This is a genomic window from Xenorhabdus sp. TS4, assembly GCF_014467265.1.
Lineage (GTDB): Bacteria > Pseudomonadota > Gammaproteobacteria > Enterobacterales > Enterobacteriaceae > Xenorhabdus > Xenorhabdus ehlersii.
The window spans coordinates 1-25,369 of the sequence record NZ_NKHQ01000015.1 but is presented as its reverse complement, the minus strand read 5'-3'; the positions used below and the strand labels follow the sequence as shown (position 1 = coordinate 25,369).

Below are 25,369 nucleotides of genomic sequence, written 5' to 3'. Positions count from 1 at the left end.
TTATCCTCTACCCAACAAAACACCCAAATGATAAAATCTTGTTGTGACATAGCCTTTTGTTCCTTTATTTCTCTTTGTTTGTCAACTTAAAGTTATAAAGGAGCGGCTATGTCATTTCAACTCACCATAAAAGTCGAGCATCGCGTTATGATAGATAATTCATACTATCTCAATTGATTATCCTAGTTCTTTTCACTCTTCTCTCAACATAACGCAAACTGTGACAACGTCACGGTTTACGTTATGCATGAAAGTAACATACCTTATAATTTCAATGGTAATATTTGCAATTGGATACTATGAGGTATTATTTTCATTTCTTTGTGGTAGCGCACAAAATTAAAGTTAATTATTAACTTATTATTAATATTCCAAGAATTATGTTTTATATCTATATAAAATAGATTTATTCGGCATAATATTGCAGAATGCTTTTTATGCAATTGCAGTGATCGAAAATCAAACAATTATTTTCAGTTAGTTACTGTGGGGGGGTTATCACCTCCGCAAGACATTTGTTGTTAAAACAGAAAATAAAAACAAATCTATTAATAATTTTATAAATATTTAATTTAAGACAAGACAAAAAGAATCAATTAAAAGGTTACATGATCATGACTAAACCATTTCATCCTAATTTAAATGTAGATGCATTGTTTTTGGGACCAAAATCAGAAAACGCTGTTTTTTTTAGAGAGATGATGGATTATGCAGTGAGCGAACATTTACATTGGCGTTCTGGTTTTCATCCCGAAGATTCAACTTTAGTCACATCCGTTGCTCGCTATGAGCATAACTATAGAGAAACGCTTTATCGTACAGAAGGGATCTTAAATCAGCTGTCAGCAAAACTGAAAAACACATCTATTCCTTTCTTTTCTCCTCGTTACCTTGGTCATATCAGTAGTGATACCTTAATGGTTTCTAATCTTGCCTACGTTATGGCCATGATGTACAACCCGAATAACTGTAGTTATGAAGCATCCCCGACAACAACAGAATTAGAGCTTGAATCAGGATTAGATCTCTGCCGCATGTTTGGTTATGACCCACAGAAATCCTGGGGGCATATTACTTCTGGTGGCACAGTAGCTAATTATGAAGGTTTATGGGTAGCCAGGAATTTAAAAACATTGCCTTTTGCTATATCTCAACATCCTAAAGCAAAAGATCTAATCGAACATAAAACGTCCCGGCAATTGAAAAATATGCCAACCGCTGAACTTTTGGATCTTATTACCGAACTGCAAGAACGCGGACTATTTGAAGAAATTCGCGATATGACATGCCGTGGTACGGGAGTTAAAGCAGAAATTCTAGGTAAATTACTGGTTCCACAATCCAAGCACTATTCTTGGATGAAAGCTGCAGATATTTTTGGTATTGGTCAAGAAAACATTATTCCATTACCTGTAAATGAGAACTATCAAACTGACATTGCCCAAATGCGAAAAATCACCTTTGAATTAATTGAACAAGGTGAACCAATCTTGGCAATGATTGCCGTGGTGGGAACGACTGAAGTTGGAGCCATTGATCGGATTGATGAAGTCATTGCGTTGAGGAAAGAGTGTGAGGAACGTTATGGCGAATCATTCTATATTCACGTTGATGCTGCCTATGCAGGATATGCGTGTTCCATGCTCCTGAATGAGCAGGGGGAATTTGTAGAATATGATGAGCTGGCTAGTTACCACCGTTCGGTGGGGATCATGCCGGAAAATATCAGTTGGCCAAAACCGGAAGTTTACCAAAGCTTCAAGGCATTGAAAGAAGTAGACTCGATTACTGTGGATCCGCATAAAGTTGGCTTCATTCAATATGCAGCGGGCGCTGTCTGCATGAAAGACAAGCGCATTCTCGAATTGATCTCTTCACATGCGGCATATGTGTTTGAAGATCATGATGATAAAACAAATACCATCAATCGGGGAATTCTTGGTTCATCCATCATGGAAGGTTCAAAATCGGGAGCAACAGCAGCGGCACTTTGGGCTGCTCATCGTTTGTTACCTTTGAATATTAATGGATATGGAAAAATAATTGCGGCTGGTATCGTCACAGCACACAGGTTGTTGAATAAATTGGCAAACTTACCGTCAATAGAAATCGGTAAACATCAATTTGAAGTACATATCTTTCCATCCCCTGATTTCCATATGATCAACTTTACGTTCAAAGAAATCGGCAGCGAAAGCCTAAGCAATCATAATGCACTTAACAAGCGTCTATACGAGCTTTGCTCATACTCCACAGGGCGTGCTTATGCCAATGATTTTCTCACATCATCCACCATATTAGATTATAAAGAATATGGTGATACACCGTGGCACTATGCAGAGAAATGTGGTTTTAGCCGTAGTGAATGGGAGAAAGTACGCAATATCTATGTACTACGGGCTGCGGTAATGACTTATTGCTTACGTGATGAAGAGCACTTTGAAGAGTTTTGGCAGCAACTTCAAGCTATCTTTGTTAAAAAATTGAACCAAGTTGTTGATGAAGAAGAGAAAAAATTTCGTTCTAAATTAGAACTAGAAGTACCATTTATTGGTTAATAAATACAAGCTTAAATGTTCAGCGATATTGTTTAACTAATTGAAAAATGATTTCTTAACTCAAAAAAGAGCTTACATTTACCTAAGCTCTTTTTTATTTCAGATGTTTTTCTTTTATTCCTCATAAGATATCCGATTGGTTATTTATTTTTCTAATGTAATCAATCAATAAGAAAACATCATTTTGTAATTATATGAAAAATAAAAAATAACAATTTTGAAGCATAATAATGTGATTTTTATCACAAAATATAAGTATTTTAAATGCGAACTGAAGTTATTGATGTTTAAATGAAAAAATTAGCACTATTAAATTAGCATTCAATAAGACTATAAATTTAATCTTTAAATTATTAAGTCGGATTATTTTATTAACATTTTCATAAACGCTCATATAAATTAATTAAGTGTAACTAATAGATAAGGTTCATAAAAAATATTATTGGATATTGCTGAAGATTAAAGACATTAAAAAATGAACATATAATTATATTTAATATAATTAAAAATAAAAACGATAAATCGAGAAGTTTAACAATGCATATCATTTTGTTTTCGGTTATTTTTAATGTTTAACTAAATAAGTATTTTTATGGGGACAATATATGTCACTTATAATTGAGCCTATTAAAGGAAGTTTTGGTGCTTATATAACTTGCCAAAATGTTTCAGCGTTATCATCAGAAGAGTATAAAGAAATAAAATTGTACTTATCAAAGTATGCGCTGTTGATTTTCAAAAATCAAAAGATGGATGATGAAGTACTGGTGAATTTTGCAAAACAGATAGGAAGCGGAAAACTTGAAGAACCTGCCAGAAAAATTTCGTTGTCAGACAACCGAAAATATGTCGCTTATTTGACTAATCTTCGTGATAGTCAAGGTGAACTACTGGGTTTTGCCGGAAATGATACCGATTATTGGCATTCTGATCAGGAATTTAGGGTTAACCCGGCTTCAGTTAGCATCTTATATGGTGAAGTCGTGCAATTTAGCGGTGGTAATACATCTTTCGCTTCAACATCAGTAAATCATCTCGCGTTTACCCATGATGAAGTGTCAGTATTGAGTAACTTGTATTCTACTCGCCAGCCTGCTTCCTCACATGACAATGTGCCTCATATTACAGTTGCCCATCCTGTCATTCTTGAAAATGTGCAAACGAAAAAACGTTATGTTTATGTCAGTGAAAATACTATCGCATTTTTCCGCGATGAAGAAATTTTACCAAACTCCGATATTCTCAAAAAATCCATTTTAGATAAGATCTTATCACCAGAAAATATTTATTCACACCAATGGGAAGAAGGGGATTTGCTGCTATATGATAATAGCCAGCTTTTACACCGCCGTGAATGTTTCATCGGAAATAGATTTATCAAAGGATTGAAAATATATCCTGATACATCTTACCAACCTGAAATACCTGGTTGGATTGTTGGGGGAATTTGATATGAACCTTACTAAAGAACAAGAGAAATCCATTACTCAATTGGTTAGAAACAGTAATCGAAAATATACTCAAGGGCGCGAACTAAGTCCGGCTGAACCTATGTTAATCAGGGCAGGAATCGCTGGTGATTTGCCATTTAATAGCTTAACCACAGATGTGGTAACGGGTTGTTTGCCAGAAAGTATGGCTTGTTATGGAATGTGTTTTTCCGCCATCTCCAGTTGGGAAAATGGTATCGACTTTGGTAAACGAATCAATAATCATTTGGATGAAGATATTTTCTCTTGTGATCTAAAAGCATTACCTGATTCGCAAAAATACATCAGATGTGGATGGAATAGTGACCCTTCATGGAATTGGCTATTATCGACACGAATGGCTGAATTAGCACGAGAAGAAGGGTTGTTAATGATCTTTATCACCAAATCCTTTAAAAAAATGACTGATGAGGTTGCGCAACGTTTAGTTGCGGTTAAGGCTGAGATGAGAGTTTCTGTCAGTGCGCTAGATACCAATGAGCAATTACAGAAACGGCTCGACTTTATTGCATATTATCGCAATACAGGCGGAATAGTTATTCCAATTGTTTTAACAGCATTTTTTAAAGATATTACACTAATGGAACGGCAGCAAAATATTGTCGATTGGATGGTCATTCATGACTACCCAGCCGCCGAAAACAGTCTGCGATTTCCTGACAGCGCTAAAATTTCTGAGGTTGTTGAGCCTAGTATGGTCAGGCCATTGGATAAAGGCGACCAATTTTGGAGTGGCCGTTTATATCCTGATCAACTTATCTTTCCTACCACAACCACTGTTCCAGAAGATTATCAAGGAATTAATAGTAGTTATCTTTCCAAACTGGATATAGATGAAATTCATCAATTATTCCTTGATCCTGTTAAAACGCATCAAGAGGTCATGCAATCTAATCTGCCACTGTCTAGTCCCAAAATGTGCGGAGTCTCTGATATGCATCGCCGTGCTAAACATTGAGAAGGTGTAAATATCGCCCTCAGAAATCATGGGGCGAATAAAGGGAAGAACGGTAAGCAAGTTGTTTGAAGAGTTTGCTCACCTGAAAAAGCGTTATCCGAATGATAACTTCAGGCTGGATAATTGACGCATCGTTCAGCCGATGCGTATCCGGACTTTCAGTCCGTTAATCACTCACCCACCGACAGTTCAATAAGATGGACGCTCTACATCAAGTATCAATTTCGCCTAAAATGGTGATATTTGTTAACGACAGGAGCGTCCGTTGCAGCTCCTTTCTATTATCTATCTGTTTGTTTATTTTATATATTTCGTCTTTACTTCATTTTATCCCTGTCCATATCGTCCAAAAATCTTTCTCAACAATATCCGTCTCAGCACCCAGCGATTTTTCAATATGCCTGATTAGATGAGCTATTTCCTCATCACTTAATTCATGCAAAATAGATCGACCCTTGCGCGCCTGAAAATCTGCGGCTAACTGTAAGAAATTTTTATAAGTAGTGCGTTTTTCCAAAAGAGAAAATACCTTCACTTGTTTAAAACCAACAGATTGTAATCCATCGATCACTTCAATATTGTCTGGCCTGCGTTGATTTTCAAAATATTGCAGGTGAGGATAAATATCAAAGAGATAACCACGAATATGTTCAGGTGATCCCGGACGTTGGATATCTTGCAATGTTCTGTCCTGCAAAATATACGTTCCGCCAGAGCGCAATAAACGATAGGCTTCAGCAAAACAAGAGGTTCTATTTTCCTGACTGATATGGTGGATAAGCGCTCTTTCAAAGGCAATATCCTGGCTGCTATCGGGTAAACCAGTGCAAAGAGCATCCCCTTGTTTGATAACTATATTTGGCAAACCTTGGGTGTTTTCCACTGTATCAGCCAGCATCTGCTGAGAAAAATCAACGCAAGTCACCTTTTTGGCTCCCATTTTCAGCCATGCCAAAGAATAAATACCTCCACCACAGCCAATATCCGCGATTTCCTTATCGCGTGGTTCCACCAGCTTCTGCATTAAATCGAACCATTCTTGCTGAGCTTCACGACCAAAATAAGTATGTCTATTTTCTGGAGAATTAAAGTTGATTGGCATAATAGTTAACCCTTGTGGTTGTTTTGATTATGTTTTTGTACACCACAAGCTATTTTCATGGTTGAAAAAAGCATTCAATGAACCCCAAACTAGACTTGCTGATTTTTGTCATTATTATCATTTAATATCAATATGATACATAATTTAACTCTATTAAAAAAAGAGGAAATTATTTATATTTAGATATCGTCTTACTATCTGAATCTACAGCTTACCAATTTACCAGACAATAATTAAATGGCATATAAATATAAGGAGCCACTTTATGAAAAATGAAAGAAGACTGTTTCTGAAACAGGCGAGTATTACTGGTGCAGTATTTTCATTATTACCTCTGGTTCCAGCAGGAGCTTTTGCCTCTTCACATAATCAATCAAAGAAAGAGGATGGTATTGATATAGGCGTTTGCGAGATGACCCCAGAGGAAATGTCAGGACCATACTTTATAAATAACAAATTGCTGAGAAGGAATATAACAGAAGATGAACCAGGAATACCTCTTTTATTGACAATGAAAGTCATTGATTCTGTAACCTGTAAACCTCTACATGATATCCTTATTGATATATGGCATTGTAATGCAATGGGAAAATATTCAGGTTGGAAATACATAAACCCAGACCTTGAGGCTCCATCTAGTAATATAGGAACGATTTCGAGAACTGATGAAAGCACATTCCTTCGTGGGGCACAAAGGACAGATAAAGAAGGCATAGTCAGATTTACCACAATTTTCCCCGGTTTTTATGCTGGAAGAGCTATACATATTCATTTATCAGCAAGGAATGCGAATGTACAAAAAAGACAGGAAGATAAATTCTATTTTGTAGGCCAGCTATATTTCCCTGAGAATATATCTAAAGAAGTCATGAGTAATGATATGTATTCTCCAAGGGATGTTAATAGGCTTAAAAATGAAGATGATTCCATTTTTTCTGGAGTTAAAAATAGAGCAGCAATTTTGACAATAAAAAAAATAAGTGATAATCCTTTGGATGGATTACACGGAAATATAGTTTTATCTATTAATAAAGATAATGTGTCTAAGAAAATAACCCCTAAAGACTTGGCTAAATACACTGTATAGGTGAATATAATTTAGAAAAAATCTCCATAACCGGAGTTTGAAATAGTGGTTATGCATTATTACTCCGGTGAAACTGGGCTAAAGAAGAAGTAAAGTTCGAAGGAGTAATTAGTGGTTTTAGTTAAGTGACAGTGTCACCAACAAATCTTTCAGTGTTAGCACAATTGCCACGATAAAACAGCTTCCCAGTATCATCATTGTTACCGCAGTGCCATATTGTGACAACGACATAGTAGCTATTGGAAGTAAAAACAGAATGGTTAGATTATTCAGACTTTCTGAGATAGCCAATATTTGACCTTTATCCTGCTTTGCCCGATTTGCCAGAATCGAAGTGCTTATCGGAGCAGCAAGGCCGAGTGTATATCCCCATAACATCAGACAAACCAAACTAAAAAGCAAAAACAGGGGCAATAACATAAATGCAGAACAAGTAATGAAAAGTAAGACTATTGCCAACAAAAGTGCACATTCATCTCTGATATTCAGGTACTTCACAATACTTACGGATAGATTACCCAAACAAAGTCCGATACCAAATGCAGAAACAGAGATACCAACGGCTCCTGTTCCCAGATCGTAATGATGTCTTAAGACCTCTCCGGCTAATATAAAAGCAGATACTGCTGTACCATTCCAAAATCCTTTCGCAATAAGGGGGCGTATTAAGTTTTTTTGGCATCCAAATTGAAATAGTGATTGAAATAGTGATTGAAACGTCACCGTTTGGTGAACAGTTTTTAGGGTATCAATCTGGTTTGGAATGTAATTTTTTCTCAAAACTTTTTTACTTAAAACGTAGAGCAAAAAACAACCTGCTGCACTCACTAAAAATGGCACTTGCCAGTAAAATAATTCAGTCAAAACACCGGCAAAAATAGGGCCTCCTGCAATTCCGGCTGTCATACCAAGCATGACAATTCCCATCGCTGACGCCTGTTTATAAGGTGGAAACAGTTCTGCGACCAGCGCAAAAATGGTCGGAATCAAAGCGGCAGAAGCAATACCACCAAAAATACGTAAACTAATTGCAATCTCCAAGTTGGGGGCTATCGTTAATGCTAATCCATCAAGGAACAGAAACAGCAAAGATACCCGCAATAATTTGCGTCGATTGATCCGATCAGATAACCAACCGAAAATTGGTGCCGCAAGTGAGTAGGCGAGGGCATAACCAGATACCAGCCAAGTGGCCTTGTCTGTTGTTGTCCGAAATGCATCAGCTAAAGGATTGAGCATAGGTGATACCATAAATTCCATCGCACCAATGAAAAATACAATAAGTGAAAATATAAGTAGCATCATAGATAGAACAGTACGTGGCGGCATATTTAAGCCTCCTTAGATATAAGAAACGGGATTGGTAAAACAGTAGAATTATTTGATGAAAATTTCGGAAATTATGCTGAGTGTTGAAGGTGAGGCGATAGTATGAAAAAAACGAAAAATAAGGGGGAAATTAGTACGATGATATTAAATAAGATACTAGGGATTATTAAATATGGCAATTTATCGACTCTACTAAGACAGCAACTTAGCTCAGTTTTATGATTTCGATAACGAATGGGTACCAGATTACGACTATTATGTCGGACTTGCCAAAAATGCACATGCTATTTTAGATTTAGGCTGTGGCACGGATGAGAATATATAAGGAAAACTCACTGCCAGCTTTTGCCAACAGTGAGTTCATTTACTTTTTACTTAGTAGTAGTTGCTTCAATATCAAGTACATTAATCGGGCCAGCATTTCCTGCCATATCTTCACCATATGCGCAAACACGCCATGGTGCTTCAGATTTTGCCAACATTGTTAGTCTCCAGGGATAGCTATAACCTGTTTTGTCGTCACAATTCGTTGTTGCTTTAGGTCCATATTTAATTTGTACACTTGAGATATCATACGGACGAGCGTTAGCTGTTATACGCCAAGTATCTCCATAATCATCCTTATTTAACACGGGCTTAATTGACGGTGGAGTATTATCAATTTCTCGCAACATGACAGAAGCATCTTTTGTCTTTTGCCATTGACCATCATTATTCTGGTGAATAACACAGAGTTTATAGATGCCTTCTTTGTCAGGAACCTGCATGTTTTGCAGCGGACTTTGGCTTACAGGAATAGGAGCACTGTATCCTGCTTCAGCAGAACAATCGACATCACTGATTAATCCTGTTTTATATCGAATACTCTTAACGTTAGCATTTTCCTTGATAACGATGTCCCATTTTGCTTTCTCACCACCAACAGGATTAACACTCTGAGTTATCCAACGTGACCAAAGTGGGCTTCTTTCCAGAATATTACCGCTGTTATTTTCCAGTTTAGGCAGATCTAACTTGCTATCCTTTGTCAACGCATTAGCAATACTATCGACAGGGATAAAATAACTAGCTCCTTCTGTTGAAACGACTTTATTATTTTCGATAGTACAAGGTCTGCCAAGTCCACAGCCGGTCATTCCTGGTGTTACTGTTGTATTCAGTACACCAATTACGTCTGTTTTATCTTTCTCAAAAACAGGGGAACCAGACGTTCCACCAGCTACACCATCACAATTCACGGAGAAAACCGGAGTCCAAATCCATGGAGAGCCACCCTCATATAAGACGGGTGATTTTCCAGTGATATTACACTCAGATTTTCTGAGATAAGCGTAATTGTAATCAACGTTATCGACAGGAATATGAGTCAACACAATAGGTTGATGTTTCATATCAAGGTTTTTCTTCAACTTCAAAGGATGATAGCCTTTTTTAGCTAAGTCACCATAAGTTGCATCCAATTGTAATACCGCAATATCTTCATATTTCATCGTTGAATATAAAATACGGTTGACTTTTATTGGTGATAACTCATCTTTCTTATCAATGAAATAATCTGGGGTATATCGCCAATATTCAGGTGCAGGCTGATCAACCATAACATCATTTGTGCCTACATTGCTATCTACACAATGCCCTGCGGTAAGTATCAATGCTGGTGTATCCTTATTCGGTGCATTTTCACCAGAAATCAGGGTTGCTGTACAGTTTGAGGTTCCATTTAATTTACCAACAGTTCTAAACTTTTCAGCGCCGGAATCGGTTGATTTCATCAACGGAGCACCATTATTATTTGAAGCTAAAGAACTTGCTGAAACAGAAAATAAACTGATTAATAGGATCTTACGATAAGTCACAATTTTCCTCCTTTGGATTGGTTTAATGACTTAAATACATTATCTGATTTAATCATTAATCAGTGCTACCAAAGTGGTTTGTACCAAAGCAGATACAAAAACCTAAAAATCTCAAGGCATAAAAAACTCACTGCCAGCTACTGCCAGTCATTGCCAGCAGTGGGTTTTTGCTATCAAGAACATATGTAATTTTTACTGACTAGAATTTCCAATTGGCATTCAGGAATACACCATTATCCTTATGACTGCCTGATAAAACACCGTTATACCCCAGCGACAGTTTAGTATTTTTATTAATTTCCAATTCCGTCCCTACCTTAATTACAGCAGCATCACGTGCGGCTGCAACACTGTTAACAGTAAACGTAGCATCGCTATTGCTAAAACTTAATTTAGTGCCCCGATCTACACTGCCAAACTGATGTTGCCAACCCAATTCACCATATGCTCCTATAGTGATTTCGTTTTCAGCCTGCCATTTTTGATCGACACGTAAACCTAATGTGGAGAAGGTGGCATTTTTCGACTGTTTCTTACCGTTCAATGCAGCAGCACCGCCATGTTCATTAATACCTTCATTACGGAAATTAACATAAGACAGATTGGCGAATGGTTCCAGATTCAGCCAAGAAGTATTTATTCCGTAAGCGGCTTCAGTAAACAATTGACCAGTTTGAGCACCATATTTCGCTTTCAGATGGTCGGATTGACTGCCAAAAGCAACCGAACGTTTGGTATCAAAACGATGCCAACTGTAAGTAGCGCCGGCACGCAATGCCAAAGCATCAATCTGTTTGCTACCGTATAGCGCCAAATGGAAATTGTTACTGCGTGCTGAAGTGTTATATCCACCATTCAAAGAAGAGCGGGTATATCCAGTAGCGACACCAAGCCGCCAATCATCACTCAACTCTTTATCCGCACCTAATAATACGCCATAGTTGGATACACGATAACCGTTGACTTCACTGCTACCATTAGCACGTTGCCAGTTACCTATGACTTGTCCCCAAGCACCATTTCTATCAACTTTGATATCCTGTTCAATGGTTCCACCATTAGCCTGACGCAAACGGGTATTCAACGTATCGCGCAGATGGCGACTATTATTAATTTGTGCCACAGCGATATCAGCATGGATCTGACCGGAAGAGAGTTGCTGGAATGCCTGGCTGGCTTGCGCCGCTGTATCAAACATCAAGATACTCTCATAAATCGGATGTCCCCAACTCAGTTTATCAGCCGCATTAGCCACAGCACGCTCATTAGCGGTCATTCCTAAACTGGCAAATGTGGTGGAATTACGTTTTATATCCAACATTACCTGATTAGGTCGAGAACTAGATTGAGAATTAGGTTGGTAACTAAGTTCAGTACCAATAAACAAATAGTTTGGTACTACGGTAGTAAACTGGCCGTTGATACCACGATTTGCTTGCAGAATATTATATTGTTGCCCAAGAAAACTACGGACTTCTTGCTTCGATAACAGGTTACTACTATTTTCCAGAGTGACTTGCACTTCACCGCCTTTCAATATAGCTAAACCATTGCTGATAATGCGATCACTATACCCTTGGCTATTTGGTGCAACGTTTACCAGATAACGTGAACCCGCTTGGAAAGTAACATCATGAGCAACATTCAGCGTGCCGCCAGAACTGACAGAGTTAGAACTTAAGCTGCCTGGTGCAATACTGGCCCCTGAGTTGGCCATGATTGAACCGACAGTACCATCCCCTCCAAGAATTGCGCTATCTTGCACAGTAACATCCGAAGTTATGGAACCGCTAACCAATAAACGACCTTGTTCGACCAAAGTTGGCCCTTTATAGGTGCTATTTTTACCGGCCAGTTCAAGTATACCGTTACCGATTTTCGTCAATCCACCATGACCGGAGATATTATTACCCCAACTGTCATAAGCACATTCAATACTATTACAGACTCGTTCTACAGTAGTACCTTTCTCAACTATGCCACCAATACCTGGAATATTGGCGATAAATTGAGTTTCGGAATAAGAACCGGGAATATAGTGTTTCTTCGGAATATCCTTTTCGGTGATGAACATTTTGGGACCATCAATAGCATCTTTCAGATTCAGCATTCCCCAACCATACATGTCATCCAAACCAGGCTTACCTAAATCGGTTGCCGTGGTTTTAAGGACATCTGCGATCTGCCCGGCCGTCATGTAGGGGAAGCGTTGCATCAAGACGGCAGCGGCTCCAGCCACATGCGGTGATGCCATTGATGTACCTGTGTAGGCATCATAGGTGGGATCAATCGTCAGCTCACCATCTTGGAAAGCATCTTCGTCGATTTTTCCATTCACTTTAGAAACGAATTTTCCCGTGCTGCTATAAATTTTTGTGCCTGGTGCCGACAAACAGTAACTGGCTGTATAACCACAACGCGTTGATGAAACGTTAATTTCGTTTTCCTTGGTCAGGTTGGCAACGCTGAGGTAGTTTTTCAATGCGTCAGGGAAGAAATAGGGCATACCCGCATGTAACCAGGTAATGTTATAGTTATTTGCATTCCCCGCAGCAAAAACAACTAATTTTCCATGACGTGCTGCACGCAATAGGCCCGAGGTTCTCGTTGTATAGTCATCGAGCTCTGGAATCGGAGAGCGGCTTAACCTATCCAAATTATCTTTAATTGGTGTGACATAATTAATGAGATCTTGCAGTGTGATTGAGTAATACTTGATCGTCCCATTTTCCCATCGCTTAGGCTTACCATTCTCATCAGTTTCATAGGAGGGGCGAACACCCCAGCTGTTATTAATGACACGTGCGTTGCTTTGGATCATGGCTTCTGTGCGGTTATACGGGTTTTGTAAATATTTCCCAGTAATCAAACCTGCATCAAATGCCACACCATGCATTTCCTTGCCATCCCGGTTTGCTGCAATGATCCCAGAAACATGGTTACCGTGAGCCCCAAAACTGATAATCCCAGTGTCGGAATTTTTATCGTAATTCCAGGTATCGTCTGGGCTTAAAATTTTTAGTTTTCCTGCAAATTCAGGATGGTTGGTAACGGCTTCATCCAATACACCAACATTAATACCTTTTCCTGTGTAACCACGAGCATAAGCATAATGAGCACCAATAGCGGCCAATCCCCACTGATGATTAAATTCATCTGATAACCAACTATTCGGTGAGTTTTTTTTACCCTGTTCCTGATATTCAGAAGCAGCCATTGAGGTACTAACAGGTAATAATCCAAAAAATAATGTTGTCATCCACAGAAAAATCGGTCGTGCCGAATTGTTTTTTTTCATAATAGAGGTTCCATTTTTCAAAAAGTGGCAACTTTCAATTCGCTGTTTGGCACATCGCTCCTTGAAAAGTCCTTATTAATAAAACCGATGACGATGATTGAGATATAACAAGTAGGCTATGGTGAAATTCACCTATATTTGGATTAGCTACAGAAAAATGCAAACCATAAATATTCTCTGCCTACAAGTTGCTATAGCATAATAATTAAACCCAAAGTGCAAGGAAAAAATTTAACTTTGTTATAACCATTTTATAACAATAATGGAATCATATACATAACATTAGCCTTCTTAAAATCCTTTTAAAATGGCATGATTTTGGCATTGCGTGGATTAATTACATATTAATTGTTATTAATTTGTTTTTTTGTGGGGTGGTTACTATTTATAATGTTTACTTGGATGATGGTTTATTCGATGGCTGTTTCTATCAAGATTTTTAATAAAACTGTTCTAAATTTTATTGTTTCGTTTCAATAATTATTAATATAAACATTATTATTAGAAGTTTTAACTGTTATCCTAATACCTTATCTTTTTACATAAACAATCAATCGTAAATGTCTTTCTAAATCAGTGATCATTGATGTGTAATCGAAAATAGTTTCTTTTCCATTCACATTCAACTCCCGTATTCCATTACAAGGTTCATAGATTTCATGTCTATGCCACATATCACAAAAATCAGGTGATATTTTGATCAATTTATTCACGATTTCTTGAATATAACTGTCTTTAGCGGCAAGAGCATAATCACGCCTAAAGCTAGCAAGTAAACGATAAGCATCTCGTTCCCAATAGCACAAGAGCTCACGATAATACTCATTGGTAAACAATAACCATAAGAAATTACACTGCTCTCCTGCAAATTGACTGAAACGAAAGTATTCATCTGCTGGTTGATTAAAAGCTAAAACATCCCAATGTAAGTTCAGCACATAAGTTAAATGAGGGGATAAGTCATCCATAATCTGTGTGATCAATGGAGAAACAACACACCAGGTTTGCCCAGTTTCGACAGGCTCACGCATGTGTGCCAGTAGGTATAAATGCCTGCGTTCAACGGTAGTCAGTTTTAATATTTTAGCGATATTGTCTAAAAAATCAGCTGATACGCCAATTTCCCGGCCTTGTTCCAACCATGTATACCAAGTTACGCCAACTCCTGCCAAAGCAGCTATTTCTTCGCGCCTTAATCCAGGAGTACGACGACGTCCAATATGGGGCAACCCAACGGATTCAGGGCTGATACTTTCTCTCTTAGTACGTAAAAAGTTAGCTAATTCAGTACGAGATCTTTTCATTTTTGTCATTTATTTCAACCCATTACTTTTAGTAATAGTATAAATAGTTAAATTGTAACAGGCTAATAGTGTGATTAAAATCCGTTTATCTCAAATATTGTGGGGATTTGTATTATGACTAAAAAGGAATATTTAGCCTTGTCAGTTTTGTTATCAGCTGGATTTGTGACTATTTTTGATCTTTTCGTTGTCAACATTGCCATTGCTAATCTTCAATTACACTTACAAGCCAGTTTATTCCAAATTACACTCGTTATTGTAACCTATGAAATTGGATTTGGTTTATTACTGATTACAGGAGGGCGCTTAGGCGATCTATTTGGGCGGAAGCGATTATTTCAGTTAGGCATACTCGCTTTTACTTTAACATCATTACTTTGTGGCTTTGCACCTACAGCAACTTTTTTGATTTTTGCCCGGTTTTTACAGGGGTTATCAGCAGCTCTGTTATTTCCACAAGTTTATGCCAGTATCCGTGTCAGTTTTGACGACGATAATAGTCGTCGAGCATTTGGTTTATTAGGAATGACTTTAGGTTTTGCTGCTATTGCAGGGCAAACTCTGGGGGGGTGGATGATTTCTGCCAATTTATGGGATTTACAATGGCGATCAATTTTTCTGGTTAATGTTCCAATTGGTTTATTGGCTTTAATTTTCTCGAGGTATCTTAACGAAAGTATTGCTCAAGAAAAAACAGAATTAGATTTAACTGTGGTGGTACTTTCCAGCATTGGTATTTCTGCTTTGTTGCTACCGCTTTTGGTTGGGCCAACATTGAACTGGCCAATGTGGTGCTGGATATCTTTCTTTTTAGCTTGTCTGACGCTGTTGCAATTTTTTCTCCATGAAAAACGTTATGTTGCAAAAGGAAAAACACCGCTATTCAATTTTGATTTATTGAAAAACAAACAATTTAGTTTAGGTTGTTTATTGGTTTTATCTGTTTATTCCACCTCCAGTTCATTCTTCCTTGTTTTTGCGCTACTTTTACAAAATGGCTTAGGTTTCAATCCATTGGATGCAGGATTGATTTTTGCTCCAGCAAGCGTAGGTTTCATTTTATCTTCACTCAATGCTCCTTATTGGGTTAAACGTTTTGGCAGTAAGGCCATCATTACCGGAAGCTTACTTTATGTACTTTCTTTCATTGCCTTGATTGTTGCCATTAGTGCACTATCACCAACAAATTCACTCATATTTTTGATAGTGCCAATTCTAATATTCCTTGGATATGGTCAAGGTTTTGTCATGACACCATTACTTAATATTGTTTTAGCTTTTGTTAACGTGAGATTTGCAGGTATGGCATCAGGGGTAATTGCAACTTTGCAACAAATTGGCGCCGCTTTTGGTGTTGCCATGGTTAGTATATTAGTCCAATGGCACTTTAATGAAATAGAGACACTGCTTTTTGTTACATACCAAAAAGCCTTTGTTTACAGTATGCTTTACAATGTTATAGCTGCTTTTATTGCATTTTACTTATTGAAAAGATTACATCGAAAGTAGAGTAAATCACGAGGATATCAAAAATGATCAGGCCATTTACAAAAGCAGATATGGATACGGTTCTATCTATTTGGTTGGAAGCTTCTATCAAAGCTCACAATTTTGTGGCGGCTGAATTTTGGCAATCGCAGGTAGAAAACATGAGAAGCATCTATATTCCGGCTTCAGAAGTTTATGTCTATGTACAAAATTCTAACGTTGTCGGCTTTTACGCTCTTCACAAAAATAGTTTGGCTGCGATTTTTGTATCACCAGATAAACAGGGGCAGGGAATTGGCAACGCATTAATGAATGATGCCAAAAATCGAAGAACTGAACTCACGCTATCCGTTTATCAGCAAAACCAGGCAAGTTATGATTTTTACTTATCGCAAGGGTTTTATGTTGTCAGCGAAGAAGTCGATGAACACACTGGATGCCAAGAGTATTTTATGTGCTTAGATGCCGGGTAGCATAGTCGTGTATACGTTTCACCCGCTGTAATTGTTCTGCACTCAGTTCGGCTACAGACATTTTTTTCCTCAATATGCAAAGTGCTAATCGTACTGACCTGATACCAGTTCATTAAAAAAGGCTTCGCCATCGATGGTGTTACCGGATTCAATATCAACGCGGGCCTGTGCTGCTCTTGACTGCAATAATTTTAATCTGAGTGTTTCAATACTTTCGTACTCATCCATTGAGATAACCACTGCGACGGGTTTTCCATTCTTCCACAGGACCCGTAAGAAGGAATATTATCCCAGAGGCTTAAAGATAACTTGTATTAATAAATGAAAAGGTGATTATTTAATCTAATTGAATGCAAAAGTAGCTATTTGTGTTTTTTTATTAAACAAAAATGCCAAGAATACGATACACTGTTTTTTTATACAGCATGGCTAATGATTTGTAACTTGTTCGATGAAATTACTCGATAGAAAAAGGAAATACTCTCGGCTCAAATAGTTGAGCCGAGGTTTATGTATGAAAGAAATGGATATTATTTATTTACATACCATACAGATAATTTTCGCTTTCTTCGCCAACATCTTCACGAACTTGCTCCAGTGCTTTAGCATAAGATTCAAGCAGTTTCAGCGTATAGTTAACACGGCTTTCAAATTCCTCATCGTTACAAATCAGATCTTCTGAAATCAAACTTTCACCTTGACGGAAGACTAAATGGTCAGGCAAGAAACAGACATGGTTATTTTTAAAACCTGTCATCCTTAATTCGCAAAGAGGATAAACACCGTTAATTCCACTTGACACACTCGCCAATAATGCTGGTTTATGGCCTAATTCTGCTATAGAACAATACAATAGAAGGTTCTTCAATGCCGGAGTTGACATTCCATGCCATTCTGGAGTTACAAAGATAAATGCTTTGCTCTCTCTTAAATGTTGTGCAATTGGCTGCCAGGGATGAGACTCCGCTGATATATCTGTTGTATAACCATCATGTAGTGGCAATTCTACATTGGAAAGCTCCAGAAGCTCTATCTCTGTAAATCCATATTCGCTACTTAATTTTTGCAAATAACAAGCTACACGTTGGCTGCGAGAATCTGGGCGTTGACTACCTGAAATTATAGTAAGTTTCATTGATTTTCCTGTTATTCATTAGGTTGTAGAATTATCGGATTTTTTGTCTAATCCCGTGGAATCGAAAGCCAAACAGCAATAATGATGGTGCATGCCCCGAGTATTTGTGGCAAGGAAAATGTTTGTTTTAGAAATAAATATCCTAAAATACAAGCAGATAAAGCACTAAGAAATCCCAGAAAAGAGATTGTCACAACCGGTAACTTTTCAATTCCTCGAAACCAGATAATATAAGAAAACACCGCACCGACCATGCATAAATAGCTGTAGCCGAGAATATTGGTTACGGTAAGATGTTGTGGTAAACCTTCTATGGAAATAGCGACAGGCAATAACATTAATCCCCCAAGCGTTAATTGCCAGCCAGTAAAACTGAGTAATGACAAATTGGTAGGGCGGTTCCAATATTTGGTAAGCACAATCCCTAAAGCCATACAATTGCATCCCACAAAGCCTGCAATAATGCCCTGCCAGTTTAGGCTGGTGGTTGCATTTAATACCAATAAACTAATCCCGATAACACCCAATATGGCTGAAATAATGTGTTTTATTGTGAGGGAGGTTTTCAATATGCCAGTGCTTAACAAGATAACAATTATGGGTTGGCAAGCCACGATTAATGATGCCGTTCCACCTGGGAGATATTCCGCTGCAACAAAGAGAAAATAGAAGAAGGCACCGATATTAAGTAAGCTCAATATCATAATACGTAACCACCAAATGCCTTTAGGCATGGTACGACAAATCAACAATAATAATATCCCGGCAGGTAACGCTCTGATGGTAGAAGCTAGCAAAGGCATATTAGGTGGCAATACTTCTGTCGTAATAATGTAAGTGCTTCCCCAAACAATTGGGGCCAATGCAGTCAGTAACATATTCTGGATAGATCTAATTTCTGACATGTTGCTGCCCTTCTGGTTTGTTCGTTTTTCACCCTGTTTATCACTCTATCAACTTAAATATATCATCAATAAAAGTATCTTTACGTAAAGATAAATTAAAATAATGGCCTAATTGATTTTTATCAAGTATCTTTTCGTCAAAATAAATGAATAGGGAAAAAGTATGAAGTACGATCATGTTGACCGATTACTGATACAGTGGGAACAACAGCGTCCAGACCTTGATTCGTCGTCAATGGGCGTCATTGGGCGGTTATGTCGCATAAACAAGATTATTGAACAACGCTTGCAACATGCTTTCAAAGAACACGACCTAAGTGCGATAGAGTTTGATATCCTTGCGACACTACGACGTAACAACATACCCATTACACCTACTGAGCTATATCAATCCGTTATGTTAACTTCTGGAGCAATGAGCACTCGTATTGAACATATGGTACAGCGAAGATTGATTGGGCGTATTGCTAACGAAGAAGACCGACGTAGCTGCAAGGTCTTTCTGACCTCAGAAGGAAAGGCATTGATAGACAAAGCAGTGGAAAGCCATTTGGAGAACCAAAAAGCCATTCTCGAACCACTGACAGAAACTCAACAAGAGCAACTTGCAACACTGCTGCGGCATTGGTTGCTGGATAATGAGTCAGCTAGTGATTCGCCCTGATTTATGTCAGGGCGAGATAGGTCTAGGAATAAAAGTATTAGAACTTAATATTAACTCTTGCCCAATAAGTACGCCCAGGCTCGTTTACTGCCGTATTACCGGAATAACCAAAGCCCTGATTCCCCGCTAAGTTAAGATGTTCGCTATAGGTTTTATCAAAAATATTGTCAACACCAGCACTAACTTGAACGTTTTTGGTCACCTTATAGGCTGCATTGGCAGATAGAATGGCGAAGTCTTTGCTACGATCAAAGTCTTTTCCTACAACGTTACCTTCATTGATTGCCACTCGGTGCTGGCTATTGACCAGGCGCAGCAAACCGCTGCTAGTCCAGTCGCCATGTTCCCAGGTCAGGCTGAAACGAGCTTCCAAAGGTGGGATCTGCGGTAATGGGCGATGATTAGTGGTATTTTGCGCCCAGGAATACGCCAGGCTGGCATCGGTTTTCCAATTTTCGTTAAACTTATAAGCGACCCCCGTTTCTCCGCCCATAATGGTGGCATTCACGTTACCGGCCACCGCATTCTTGTTGCGATAATCGAACAGGATAAAGTCATTCACTTTACCCACATACGCTGATATCCAACCCTTCAGGCGGTTATCATTATATTGTGCACCGATATCCAACTGGGTCGTTTTTTCGGGCTTGATATGAGTGAAAGCATTGTTGCCCGCTTTACCCGAAACCAACTCCCAGAAATCAGGAAAACGCTCGGTATAACCAATGCCGGCATAGAGCATCACAGGGGACTCTTTCAGGTTATGTTCAAGCCGAATAAAGCCAGCAGGCAGGGTTTCTTTACGTTCTTGTTGAGTAGTATATTTATACGCTGTTGCACGATCTAATCGCGCACCACCGATAACTTTATTCTGTGCAGTTGCATCCCAAGTTAATTCACCAAAAATACCGTAATCGCGGAAACGGACATTTTTCACCCAGCCATTTCTTTCAGCTTCAGCCATCTTACGATCGGTATTGGTACGGTGAATATTAGTTTGCATATCCACACCGCTCTGGAACTTGAAATTTTCCCATATCCAGGTTCCCATCATACGGCCACCCATTGTCAGGCGATCGGGTTCTGAGGCCATTTTCATTTCCGAATAACGCATGGAATAGTTATCCATAACATGATCGGTATAATTGTAATAAAAATTGGATTCGAATTTATCAAACACTTCGCCAATGTTAGTTTTTTCAAAACGTATGCCAAGACTTTTGCGCTTGAATTGGGAGCCATCCATGCCTCGTGTGGCGTAACGTGCTTCACCATCACCCTGTCCAGCGCTTAGCTCAAGTAACGTATTTTCATCAGGTGTCCAACCCAGGGCGACATCGGTGTTCCATTTATCCCAGCGGGAAGGAACGTGATTGCCATCACCATCTTTATAATCATTGGAGCGAGATTTATTACCGATCAAACGGATATAACCCAGTGCATTGCCAATACTGAGATCAGCATTACCATCCCAACGACCATGAGAACCAATCACTGTGCTGACATTACCTTGAGTGCCAAATTGTTCAAACTGAGGGCGAATACGCTCGAAACGAATAGTTCCCGCTGAATTACCCGGCCCCCAGAGTACGGTTTGTGGGCCTTTGACTAAACTCAAAACATCATAACTTTCTGGTGAAATATAAGAACTTGGCGCATCCATACGTCCACCGCAGGAGCCCAGTATTTCACTGTCATCAATTAACATTCTCAAACGAGAACCAAACATGCCACGGAATACAGGATCGCCATTAGTACCACCGTTACGGATCTGTGAAAAACCCGGAATGGTTTTCAGATAATCAGAACCATCACTGGCAGGCACTGGTTGGCGAGGGGCCTTCAGTGAAGAAGCTACTTCAAGTGGTGAAACTGCCGGTGCAGTTACAGTGATCACAGTTTCATTGTCGTGATCATAGGCAATGCGTGTTTCTTTGGTATGTTCCATATTGGCAGCCCAGCCACTGGTTGGCATTGTGAGTGCAATAGCCAAAGCTGCTGTCAAAGGTGATATACGAAATAGTCGTGTAGTAAACATAAAAAATCCCTTAATTAGCAACATTGCCATACAAACTTCGTAAGGCAAGGAAAATAAAATGGTTTATTTCAAGCAGACAGACTAATTAAGGGGTGGGGCGCGTGGTTGTGATTCGCCGTAAAACAGCCGAATAACGGGACCAAAGAAGCGCGATACTGGTGGTGCCCGGGACACAATTAGTGTCAGTAGAATGAAAGGAACAAAACCACCTGCTAATAATGGCAGATTAATCAGAAGCTGGCAGTAACCACAAGCGATATCATCCATCAATTCCATATGAACATGATCCACACCATGATGATTCATAGTGTGTGTCGATGGCATATCGGACATAGACATGCAGTGATTTATTTCGCTTCTTATTCCTTCACGATGGTGCTCCAGCGTTTTTGATACCACGGGTGCAATAAACAACATCAAAATCGCCAGTAAAGCGATGATGGCGGGTGTTCGGCTTTGTGAGAAGCGAAAAAGCGATAACAAGCTAATGATCCGGATCAATTTCTACGATTGAAGGCTAATCTTACTGCATTTTGGGTGGAGGTTGTTAAAATATTTTGGGGTTGTATATTCCTGATTTTTATCTCAGTCACAAGCGTTCCAGTGCAGCATTGATTCACTGGAACGCTTGTTTTATCTGTTCTCATCTTTTCAAAGAAAAACAGCTTTCCCACGTAGATACAATTATTATGGAAATCCTTTGTCTACTGTCTGGCCTGCACCTTCTCCTACCCATATTCCTGTAACCCATTCTCCATTACATTGTATCTCCATTTTTTGCCCTGTGAGTAAGGCTGTTTGTAGTAAGGAAAAAGCAGCTTGTCCTTTAATATCGTCATAATTATAATTTGTCATTATTGCTTTACCTGGATTATTTTTATCAGTCTTGAACATAAATGTTATACGACCATACGTATTATCAGTTGTACCATAATAATAACCGATAACCAGAGCAGTAACGTAGCCAGCGGTATTACCATTGTTTCTACACTTGACGAGTGCATAACCAAAATGGCGCACTAATAATATATACATATATCTTCTTACTGCTTCATACGGATTATGAACATCACTAAATACTCTCATTATTCTGTCGTCATTCATTCCTGTAAGGAAATTATCAACATATATACCGTATTGCCCTGCAAGATTAGCATTCCTTAGTGCCAACGTATTTATATATTCAGTTTTAGGAGGTATAACATAACGAATCTCTCCTTCATAAGCTTCTACTGGGTTATAATTAATCTAAAATAAAGAACGAATAAACCACGTTTGCAAACATTAATAATAAAATCAATCAGCGGAAGGAAAACATAATATGTTTATGATTATACCTATTTTTAATTTGTTAGTTTCATTTACGTGAGTAAACTCATCACTAATGATTTGATAATTGAGGTTTAACTTGAGTATAGTTTCATTGCAAACTCTTGGTTACAACCTTGTGCGAGGAGCTATAAAATGCCAGATAGAAATTATTTCCAAAAATTGAACTTTAAAGCACATTGGATGCCGTTCAGCGCTAATCGTCATTTTCAACAAGATCCACGTTTAATTGTCTCAGCAGAGGGAAACTGGCTGGTTGATGATCAAGATCGTCGAATTTATGACAGCTTATCAGGATTATGGACATGTGGAGCAGGCCATTCACGCATTGAAATTCGTCAGGCTGTTTCAAATCAACTGGGAACATTGGATTATTCCCCAGGTTTCCAATATGGACACCCTTTGTCATTTAAGTTGGCAGATAGAATTGCCAGCCTTATGCCTGATGATTTAAATCATGTATTTTTTACCAGTTCAGGTTCAGAAGCTGCCGATACCGCAGTAAAAATGGCTCGTGCTTACTGGCGGATCCAAGGACAACCTGCAAAAACTAAATTTATCGGTCGGGCACGGGGTTATCATGGTGTCAATATCGCAGGAACCAGTCTTGGCGGTATTGGGGGTAATCGCAAAATGTTTGGTCAGTTTATGGATGTTGACCATCTTCCGCATACATTACAACCTAATATGGCTTTTACTAAAGGAATGCCAGCGGCTGGTGGCCCTGAACTGGCAGATGAACTACTAAAACTCATTGAATTGCATGATGCCAGCAATATCGCTGCCGTTATTGTTGAACCACTTTCTGGCTCTGCTGGCGCTATTATCCCACCACAAGGTTACTTACAACGTTTACGGGAAATCTGTACCCAATACGATATCTTGCTGATTTTTGATGAAGTGATTACCGGTTTCGGGCGCCTGGGATGCTGGAGTGGTGCTGAATATTTTGGTGTAACCCCAGATATTCTTAACTTTGCCAAACAAATTACCAACGGTGCAATTCCTTTGGGGGGTGTGATTGCGTCCAGCAAGATCTACGATGCCTTTATGTCACAATCTCTATCCGAACATATGATTGAATTCAGCCACGGTTATACTTATTCAGGTCACCCGGTTGCCTGTGCAGCGGGATTGGCTTCATTGGAACTGCTGGAAAAAGAAAATCTGCCTCAACAAGCTGCGGAATTGGCCCCACATTTTGAACAAAAATTACATGCACTGAGGCACTGCCCAAATGTCGTGGATATTCGTAACTGCGGGCTGGTGGGGGCCATTCAAATTGCTCCACGGGATGGAGATGCAGTTGTCCGGCCTTTTGATGCCGGTATTGCATTATGGAAAGCGGGTTTTTATGTCCGTTTTGGTGGTGACACGTTGCAATTTGGTCCCATGTTCAATGCTAAAATTGATGATCTTGATCGTCTGTTCAATGTGGTGGGTGATGTTCTGTACCAAATCAAATAAAGAAAATCTTCATTAATGAGGGGCAGCTGCAAGATAATATGAAAACAAGTGAAGTCATGGAATTAATTGAAAGTAAATATCCAAAAGCAGGGCATTGGGTATTTGGTGATTCTCCTTCCATGTATGATGAATTGGCTAAGTTAGTTGCTAAGGGCATAAAAACAGCAACAACTTGCTCATTTCACTCTTGTGAGTCGGACGATAGCAAAATTACAGTTGGTAATCACTAGTTTGTATTGTCAGAATCACTGCCATGCACTTGATGCAATTTTCTGAAATAACCGAGGAACTGGCATGGTAAAGAAGGCGAGGGAAATAGGAGCTTGTTTCATTGGCAAGTAGAACATCAACATTTTTTGAGAGGATAGGGGAGTTTTCACCAGATATGGAAATTGTTGTACTTGCAATTGTTGCTGTTGTTGCTGTATTTTATTTTTTTCTTCATTGTAAATATTATTCCATTCAGTATGGTAGGGAACGATAATAATAGTATCTTATATCTGCTTAACACCATTAACCCACGGGTTTTCATTCGGACCCCCATCACAGAAAGACATAATAAGTAGCTTGATGGAAAGTAATTATTCCAACATATATTGCTCAAATTATAATTTCATTAAGTTATGATATTGTGTATTGGTCGAATCATTATATCAATATAAAAAATAGGAAATATTATGACTGATAATAGTACTAGAACCGATCTTTTCTCGCCTACCAAATTAGGGGAAATTGAACTTTCCAATCGTATTGTTATGGCACCTTTAACACGTGGTCGCACGAATGAGGGGTCACGCTCTCAATGATTAGATATTGTGATAAACTCCCTGCTTTTTATTATGGAGTGAGAGATGGCTAAAGTGGATGTGGTTTGTCGTTACTGTCATA

General features: G+C 38.7%; 20 protein-coding genes and 2 pseudogenes. 11 read left to right on the top strand and 11 right to left on the bottom strand.

The annotated features are described in order from the left end of the window. Positions 1-614: 614 nt before the first annotated feature. The 4 genes and pseudogenes from Xets_RS09530 to Xets_RS09515 all read left to right on the top strand — a co-directional run. Positions 615-2,558 carry a pyridoxal-dependent decarboxylase gene (locus Xets_RS09530; RefSeq protein ID WP_099132198.1) on the top strand — a complete coding sequence of 648 codons (1,944 nt, stop codon included), beginning with the start codon at positions 615-617 and terminating at the stop codon, positions 2,556-2,558. A 605-nt stretch (positions 2,559-3,163) separates the two neighbouring features. Beyond that, entirely contained in the window at positions 3,164-4,009 is an 846-nt protein-coding gene (locus tag Xets_RS09525) for a TauD/TfdA family dioxygenase (protein ID WP_099132197.1), read from the top strand. Beyond that, positions 3,996-5,006, top strand: coding sequence for a hypothetical protein (locus Xets_RS09520; protein WP_255430589.1), 1,011 nt, complete (start codon positions 3,996-3,998; stop codon positions 5,004-5,006). Before Xets_RS09525 ends, Xets_RS09520 begins: the two co-directional genes overlap by 14 nt. A 10-nt stretch (positions 5,007-5,016) precedes the next feature. Then, positions 5,017-5,133, top strand: a pseudogene (locus tag Xets_RS09515) (IS200/IS605 family transposase); the annotation flags it as partial. Positions 5,134-5,328: 195 nt separating this feature from the next. On the opposite strand, the gene Xets_RS09510 reads toward Xets_RS09515, so the two are convergent. Next, entirely contained in the window at positions 5,329-6,108 is a 780-nt protein-coding gene (locus Xets_RS09510; RefSeq protein ID WP_099132195.1) for a class I SAM-dependent methyltransferase, read from the bottom strand. Between the two features lie 265 nt (positions 6,109-6,373). Here Xets_RS09510 and Xets_RS09505 point away from each other — a divergent pair, with 265 nt between their 5' ends. After that, positions 6,374-7,195, top strand: coding sequence for an intradiol ring-cleavage dioxygenase (locus tag Xets_RS09505; RefSeq protein WP_099132194.1), 822 nt, complete (start codon positions 6,374-6,376; stop codon positions 7,193-7,195). Between the two features lie 117 nt (positions 7,196-7,312). Here the strand turns inward: Xets_RS09505 and Xets_RS09500 are convergent, their stop codons facing one another. The 4 genes from Xets_RS09500 to Xets_RS09485 form a co-directional block, all read right to left on the bottom strand. After that, a complete protein-coding gene (locus Xets_RS09500; RefSeq protein WP_187651508.1) occupies positions 7,313-8,524 on the bottom strand; it encodes an MFS transporter in 1,212 nt (403 codons plus the stop codon). A 371-nt stretch (positions 8,525-8,895) separates the two neighbouring features. Further along, positions 8,896-10,380 carry a trypsin-like peptidase domain-containing protein gene (locus tag Xets_RS09495; protein WP_187651507.1) on the bottom strand — a complete coding sequence of 495 codons (1,485 nt, stop codon included), beginning with the start codon at positions 10,378-10,380 and terminating at the stop codon, positions 8,896-8,898. Positions 10,381-10,579: 199 nt separating this feature from the next. Continuing rightward, a complete protein-coding gene (locus Xets_RS09490) occupies positions 10,580-13,678 on the bottom strand; it encodes an autotransporter domain-containing protein (protein WP_187651506.1) in 3,099 nt (1,032 codons plus the stop codon). A 530-nt stretch (positions 13,679-14,208) separates the two neighbouring features. After that, on the bottom strand, positions 14,209-14,991 hold the full coding sequence (locus tag Xets_RS09485; protein ID WP_187651505.1) for a helix-turn-helix transcriptional regulator: 783 nt from the start codon (positions 14,989-14,991) through the stop codon (positions 14,209-14,211). Positions 14,992-15,096: 105 nt separating this feature from the next. Between Xets_RS09485 and Xets_RS09480 the strand changes: the two genes are divergently transcribed. Next, complete coding sequence (locus Xets_RS09480) at positions 15,097-16,491, top strand: MFS transporter (RefSeq protein WP_187651504.1); 1,395 nt, start codon at positions 15,097-15,099, stop codon at positions 16,489-16,491. A 23-nt stretch (positions 16,492-16,514) separates the two neighbouring features. Continuing rightward, the gene (locus Xets_RS09475) at positions 16,515-16,943 is read left to right on the top strand and encodes an N-acetyltransferase (RefSeq protein WP_099132189.1); all 429 of its coding nucleotides are present in this window, start codon (positions 16,515-16,517) and stop codon (positions 16,941-16,943) included. 84 nt (positions 16,944-17,027) lie between these two features. Here the strand turns inward: Xets_RS09475 and Xets_RS09470 are convergent, their stop codons facing one another. The 3 genes from Xets_RS09470 to Xets_RS09460 all read right to left on the bottom strand — a co-directional run bounded on the left by Xets_RS09470 (position 17,028) and on the right by Xets_RS09460 (position 18,983). Beyond that, positions 17,028-17,210, bottom strand: a complete 183-nt coding sequence (locus Xets_RS09470) for a type II toxin-antitoxin system prevent-host-death family antitoxin (RefSeq protein ID WP_255430592.1) — start codon at positions 17,208-17,210, stop codon at positions 17,028-17,030. Positions 17,211-17,481: 271 nt separating this feature from the next. Beyond that, positions 17,482-18,078, bottom strand: a complete 597-nt coding sequence (locus tag Xets_RS09465) for an NADPH-dependent FMN reductase (protein ID WP_187651503.1) — start codon at positions 18,076-18,078, stop codon at positions 17,482-17,484. A 47-nt stretch (positions 18,079-18,125) separates the two neighbouring features. Next, entirely contained in the window at positions 18,126-18,983 is an 858-nt protein-coding gene (locus tag Xets_RS09460) for an EamA family transporter (RefSeq protein ID WP_099134009.1), read from the bottom strand. A gap of 163 nt (positions 18,984-19,146) precedes the next feature. On the opposite strand from Xets_RS09460, the gene Xets_RS09455 reads away from it, so the two are divergent. Next, the gene (locus tag Xets_RS09455) at positions 19,147-19,647 is read left to right on the top strand and encodes a MarR family winged helix-turn-helix transcriptional regulator (protein ID WP_099134010.1); all 501 of its coding nucleotides are present in this window, start codon (positions 19,147-19,149) and stop codon (positions 19,645-19,647) included. A gap of 37 nt (positions 19,648-19,684) precedes the next feature. Here Xets_RS09455 and Xets_RS09450 read toward each other — a convergent pair whose 3' ends face one another. From Xets_RS09450 to Xets_RS09440, 3 genes are all read right to left on the bottom strand, one after another. Then, positions 19,685-21,685 carry a TonB-dependent copper receptor gene (locus Xets_RS09450; RefSeq protein ID WP_187651502.1) on the bottom strand — a complete coding sequence of 667 codons (2,001 nt, stop codon included), beginning with the start codon at positions 21,683-21,685 and terminating at the stop codon, positions 19,685-19,687. Between the two features lie 81 nt (positions 21,686-21,766). After that, on the bottom strand, positions 21,767-22,168 hold the full coding sequence (locus Xets_RS09445; protein WP_187651501.1) for a DUF2946 domain-containing protein: 402 nt from the start codon (positions 22,166-22,168) through the stop codon (positions 21,767-21,769). Positions 22,169-22,372: 204 nt separating this feature from the next. Next, a complete protein-coding gene (locus Xets_RS09440) occupies positions 22,373-22,771 on the bottom strand; it encodes a hypothetical protein (RefSeq protein ID WP_222941549.1) in 399 nt (132 codons plus the stop codon). Positions 22,772-23,149: 378 nt separating this feature from the next. Here Xets_RS09440 and Xets_RS09435 point away from each other — a divergent pair, with 378 nt between their 5' ends. The 3 genes and pseudogenes from Xets_RS09435 to Xets_RS28650 form a co-directional block, all read left to right on the top strand. Next, positions 23,150-24,481, top strand: coding sequence for an aspartate aminotransferase family protein (locus tag Xets_RS09435; protein WP_187651499.1), 1,332 nt, complete (start codon positions 23,150-23,152; stop codon positions 24,479-24,481). A gap of 38 nt (positions 24,482-24,519) precedes the next feature. Beyond that, complete coding sequence (locus tag Xets_RS09430; RefSeq protein ID WP_099134015.1) at positions 24,520-24,711, top strand: hypothetical protein; 192 nt, start codon at positions 24,520-24,522, stop codon at positions 24,709-24,711. Positions 24,712-25,158: 447 nt separating this feature from the next. Then, a pseudogene (locus Xets_RS28650) lies at positions 25,159-25,269 on the top strand (alkene reductase); the annotation flags it as partial. Positions 25,270-25,369: the final 100 nt, after the last annotated feature.

Bases quoted from the DNA above. Each gene is read 5' to 3' on its own strand.
- Xets_RS09465 (WP_187651503.1), bottom strand. From the start codon at position 18,078: ATGAAACTTACTATAATTTCAGGTAGTCAACGCCCAGATTCTCGCAGC.
- Xets_RS09510 (WP_099132195.1), bottom strand. From the start codon at position 6,108: ATGCCAATCAACTTTAATTCTCCAGAAAATAGACATACTTATTTTGGT.
- Xets_RS09460 (WP_099134009.1), bottom strand. From the start codon at position 18,983: ATGTCAGAAATTAGATCTATCCAGAATATGTTACTGACTGCATTGGCC.
- Xets_RS09480 (WP_187651504.1), top strand. From the start codon at position 15,097: ATGACTAAAAAGGAATATTTAGCCTTGTCAGTTTTGTTATCAGCTGGA.
- Xets_RS09430 (WP_099134015.1), top strand. From the start codon at position 24,520: ATGAAAACAAGTGAAGTCATGGAATTAATTGAAAGTAAATATCCAAAA.
- Xets_RS09490 (WP_187651506.1), bottom strand. From the start codon at position 13,678: ATGAAAAAAAACAATTCGGCACGACCGATTTTTCTGTGGATGACAACA.
- Xets_RS09525 (WP_099132197.1), top strand. From the start codon at position 3,164: ATGTCACTTATAATTGAGCCTATTAAAGGAAGTTTTGGTGCTTATATA.
- Xets_RS09500 (WP_187651508.1), bottom strand. From the start codon at position 8,524: ATGCCGCCACGTACTGTTCTATCTATGATGCTACTTATATTTTCACTT.
- Xets_RS09475 (WP_099132189.1), top strand. From the start codon at position 16,515: ATGATCAGGCCATTTACAAAAGCAGATATGGATACGGTTCTATCTATT.
- Xets_RS09530 (WP_099132198.1), top strand. From the start codon at position 615: ATGACTAAACCATTTCATCCTAATTTAAATGTAGATGCATTGTTTTTG.
- Xets_RS09450 (WP_187651502.1), bottom strand. From the start codon at position 21,685: ATGTTTACTACACGACTATTTCGTATATCACCTTTGACAGCAGCTTTG.
- Xets_RS09505 (WP_099132194.1), top strand. From the start codon at position 6,374: ATGAAAAATGAAAGAAGACTGTTTCTGAAACAGGCGAGTATTACTGGT.
- Xets_RS09435 (WP_187651499.1), top strand. From the start codon at position 23,150: ATGCCAGATAGAAATTATTTCCAAAAATTGAACTTTAAAGCACATTGG.
- Xets_RS09440 (WP_222941549.1), bottom strand. From the start codon at position 22,771: ATGAGAGTATTTAGTGATGTTCATAATCCGTATGAAGCAGTAAGAAGA.
- Xets_RS09455 (WP_099134010.1), top strand. From the start codon at position 19,147: ATGAAGTACGATCATGTTGACCGATTACTGATACAGTGGGAACAACAG.
- Xets_RS09485 (WP_187651505.1), bottom strand. From the start codon at position 14,991: ATGACAAAAATGAAAAGATCTCGTACTGAATTAGCTAACTTTTTACGT.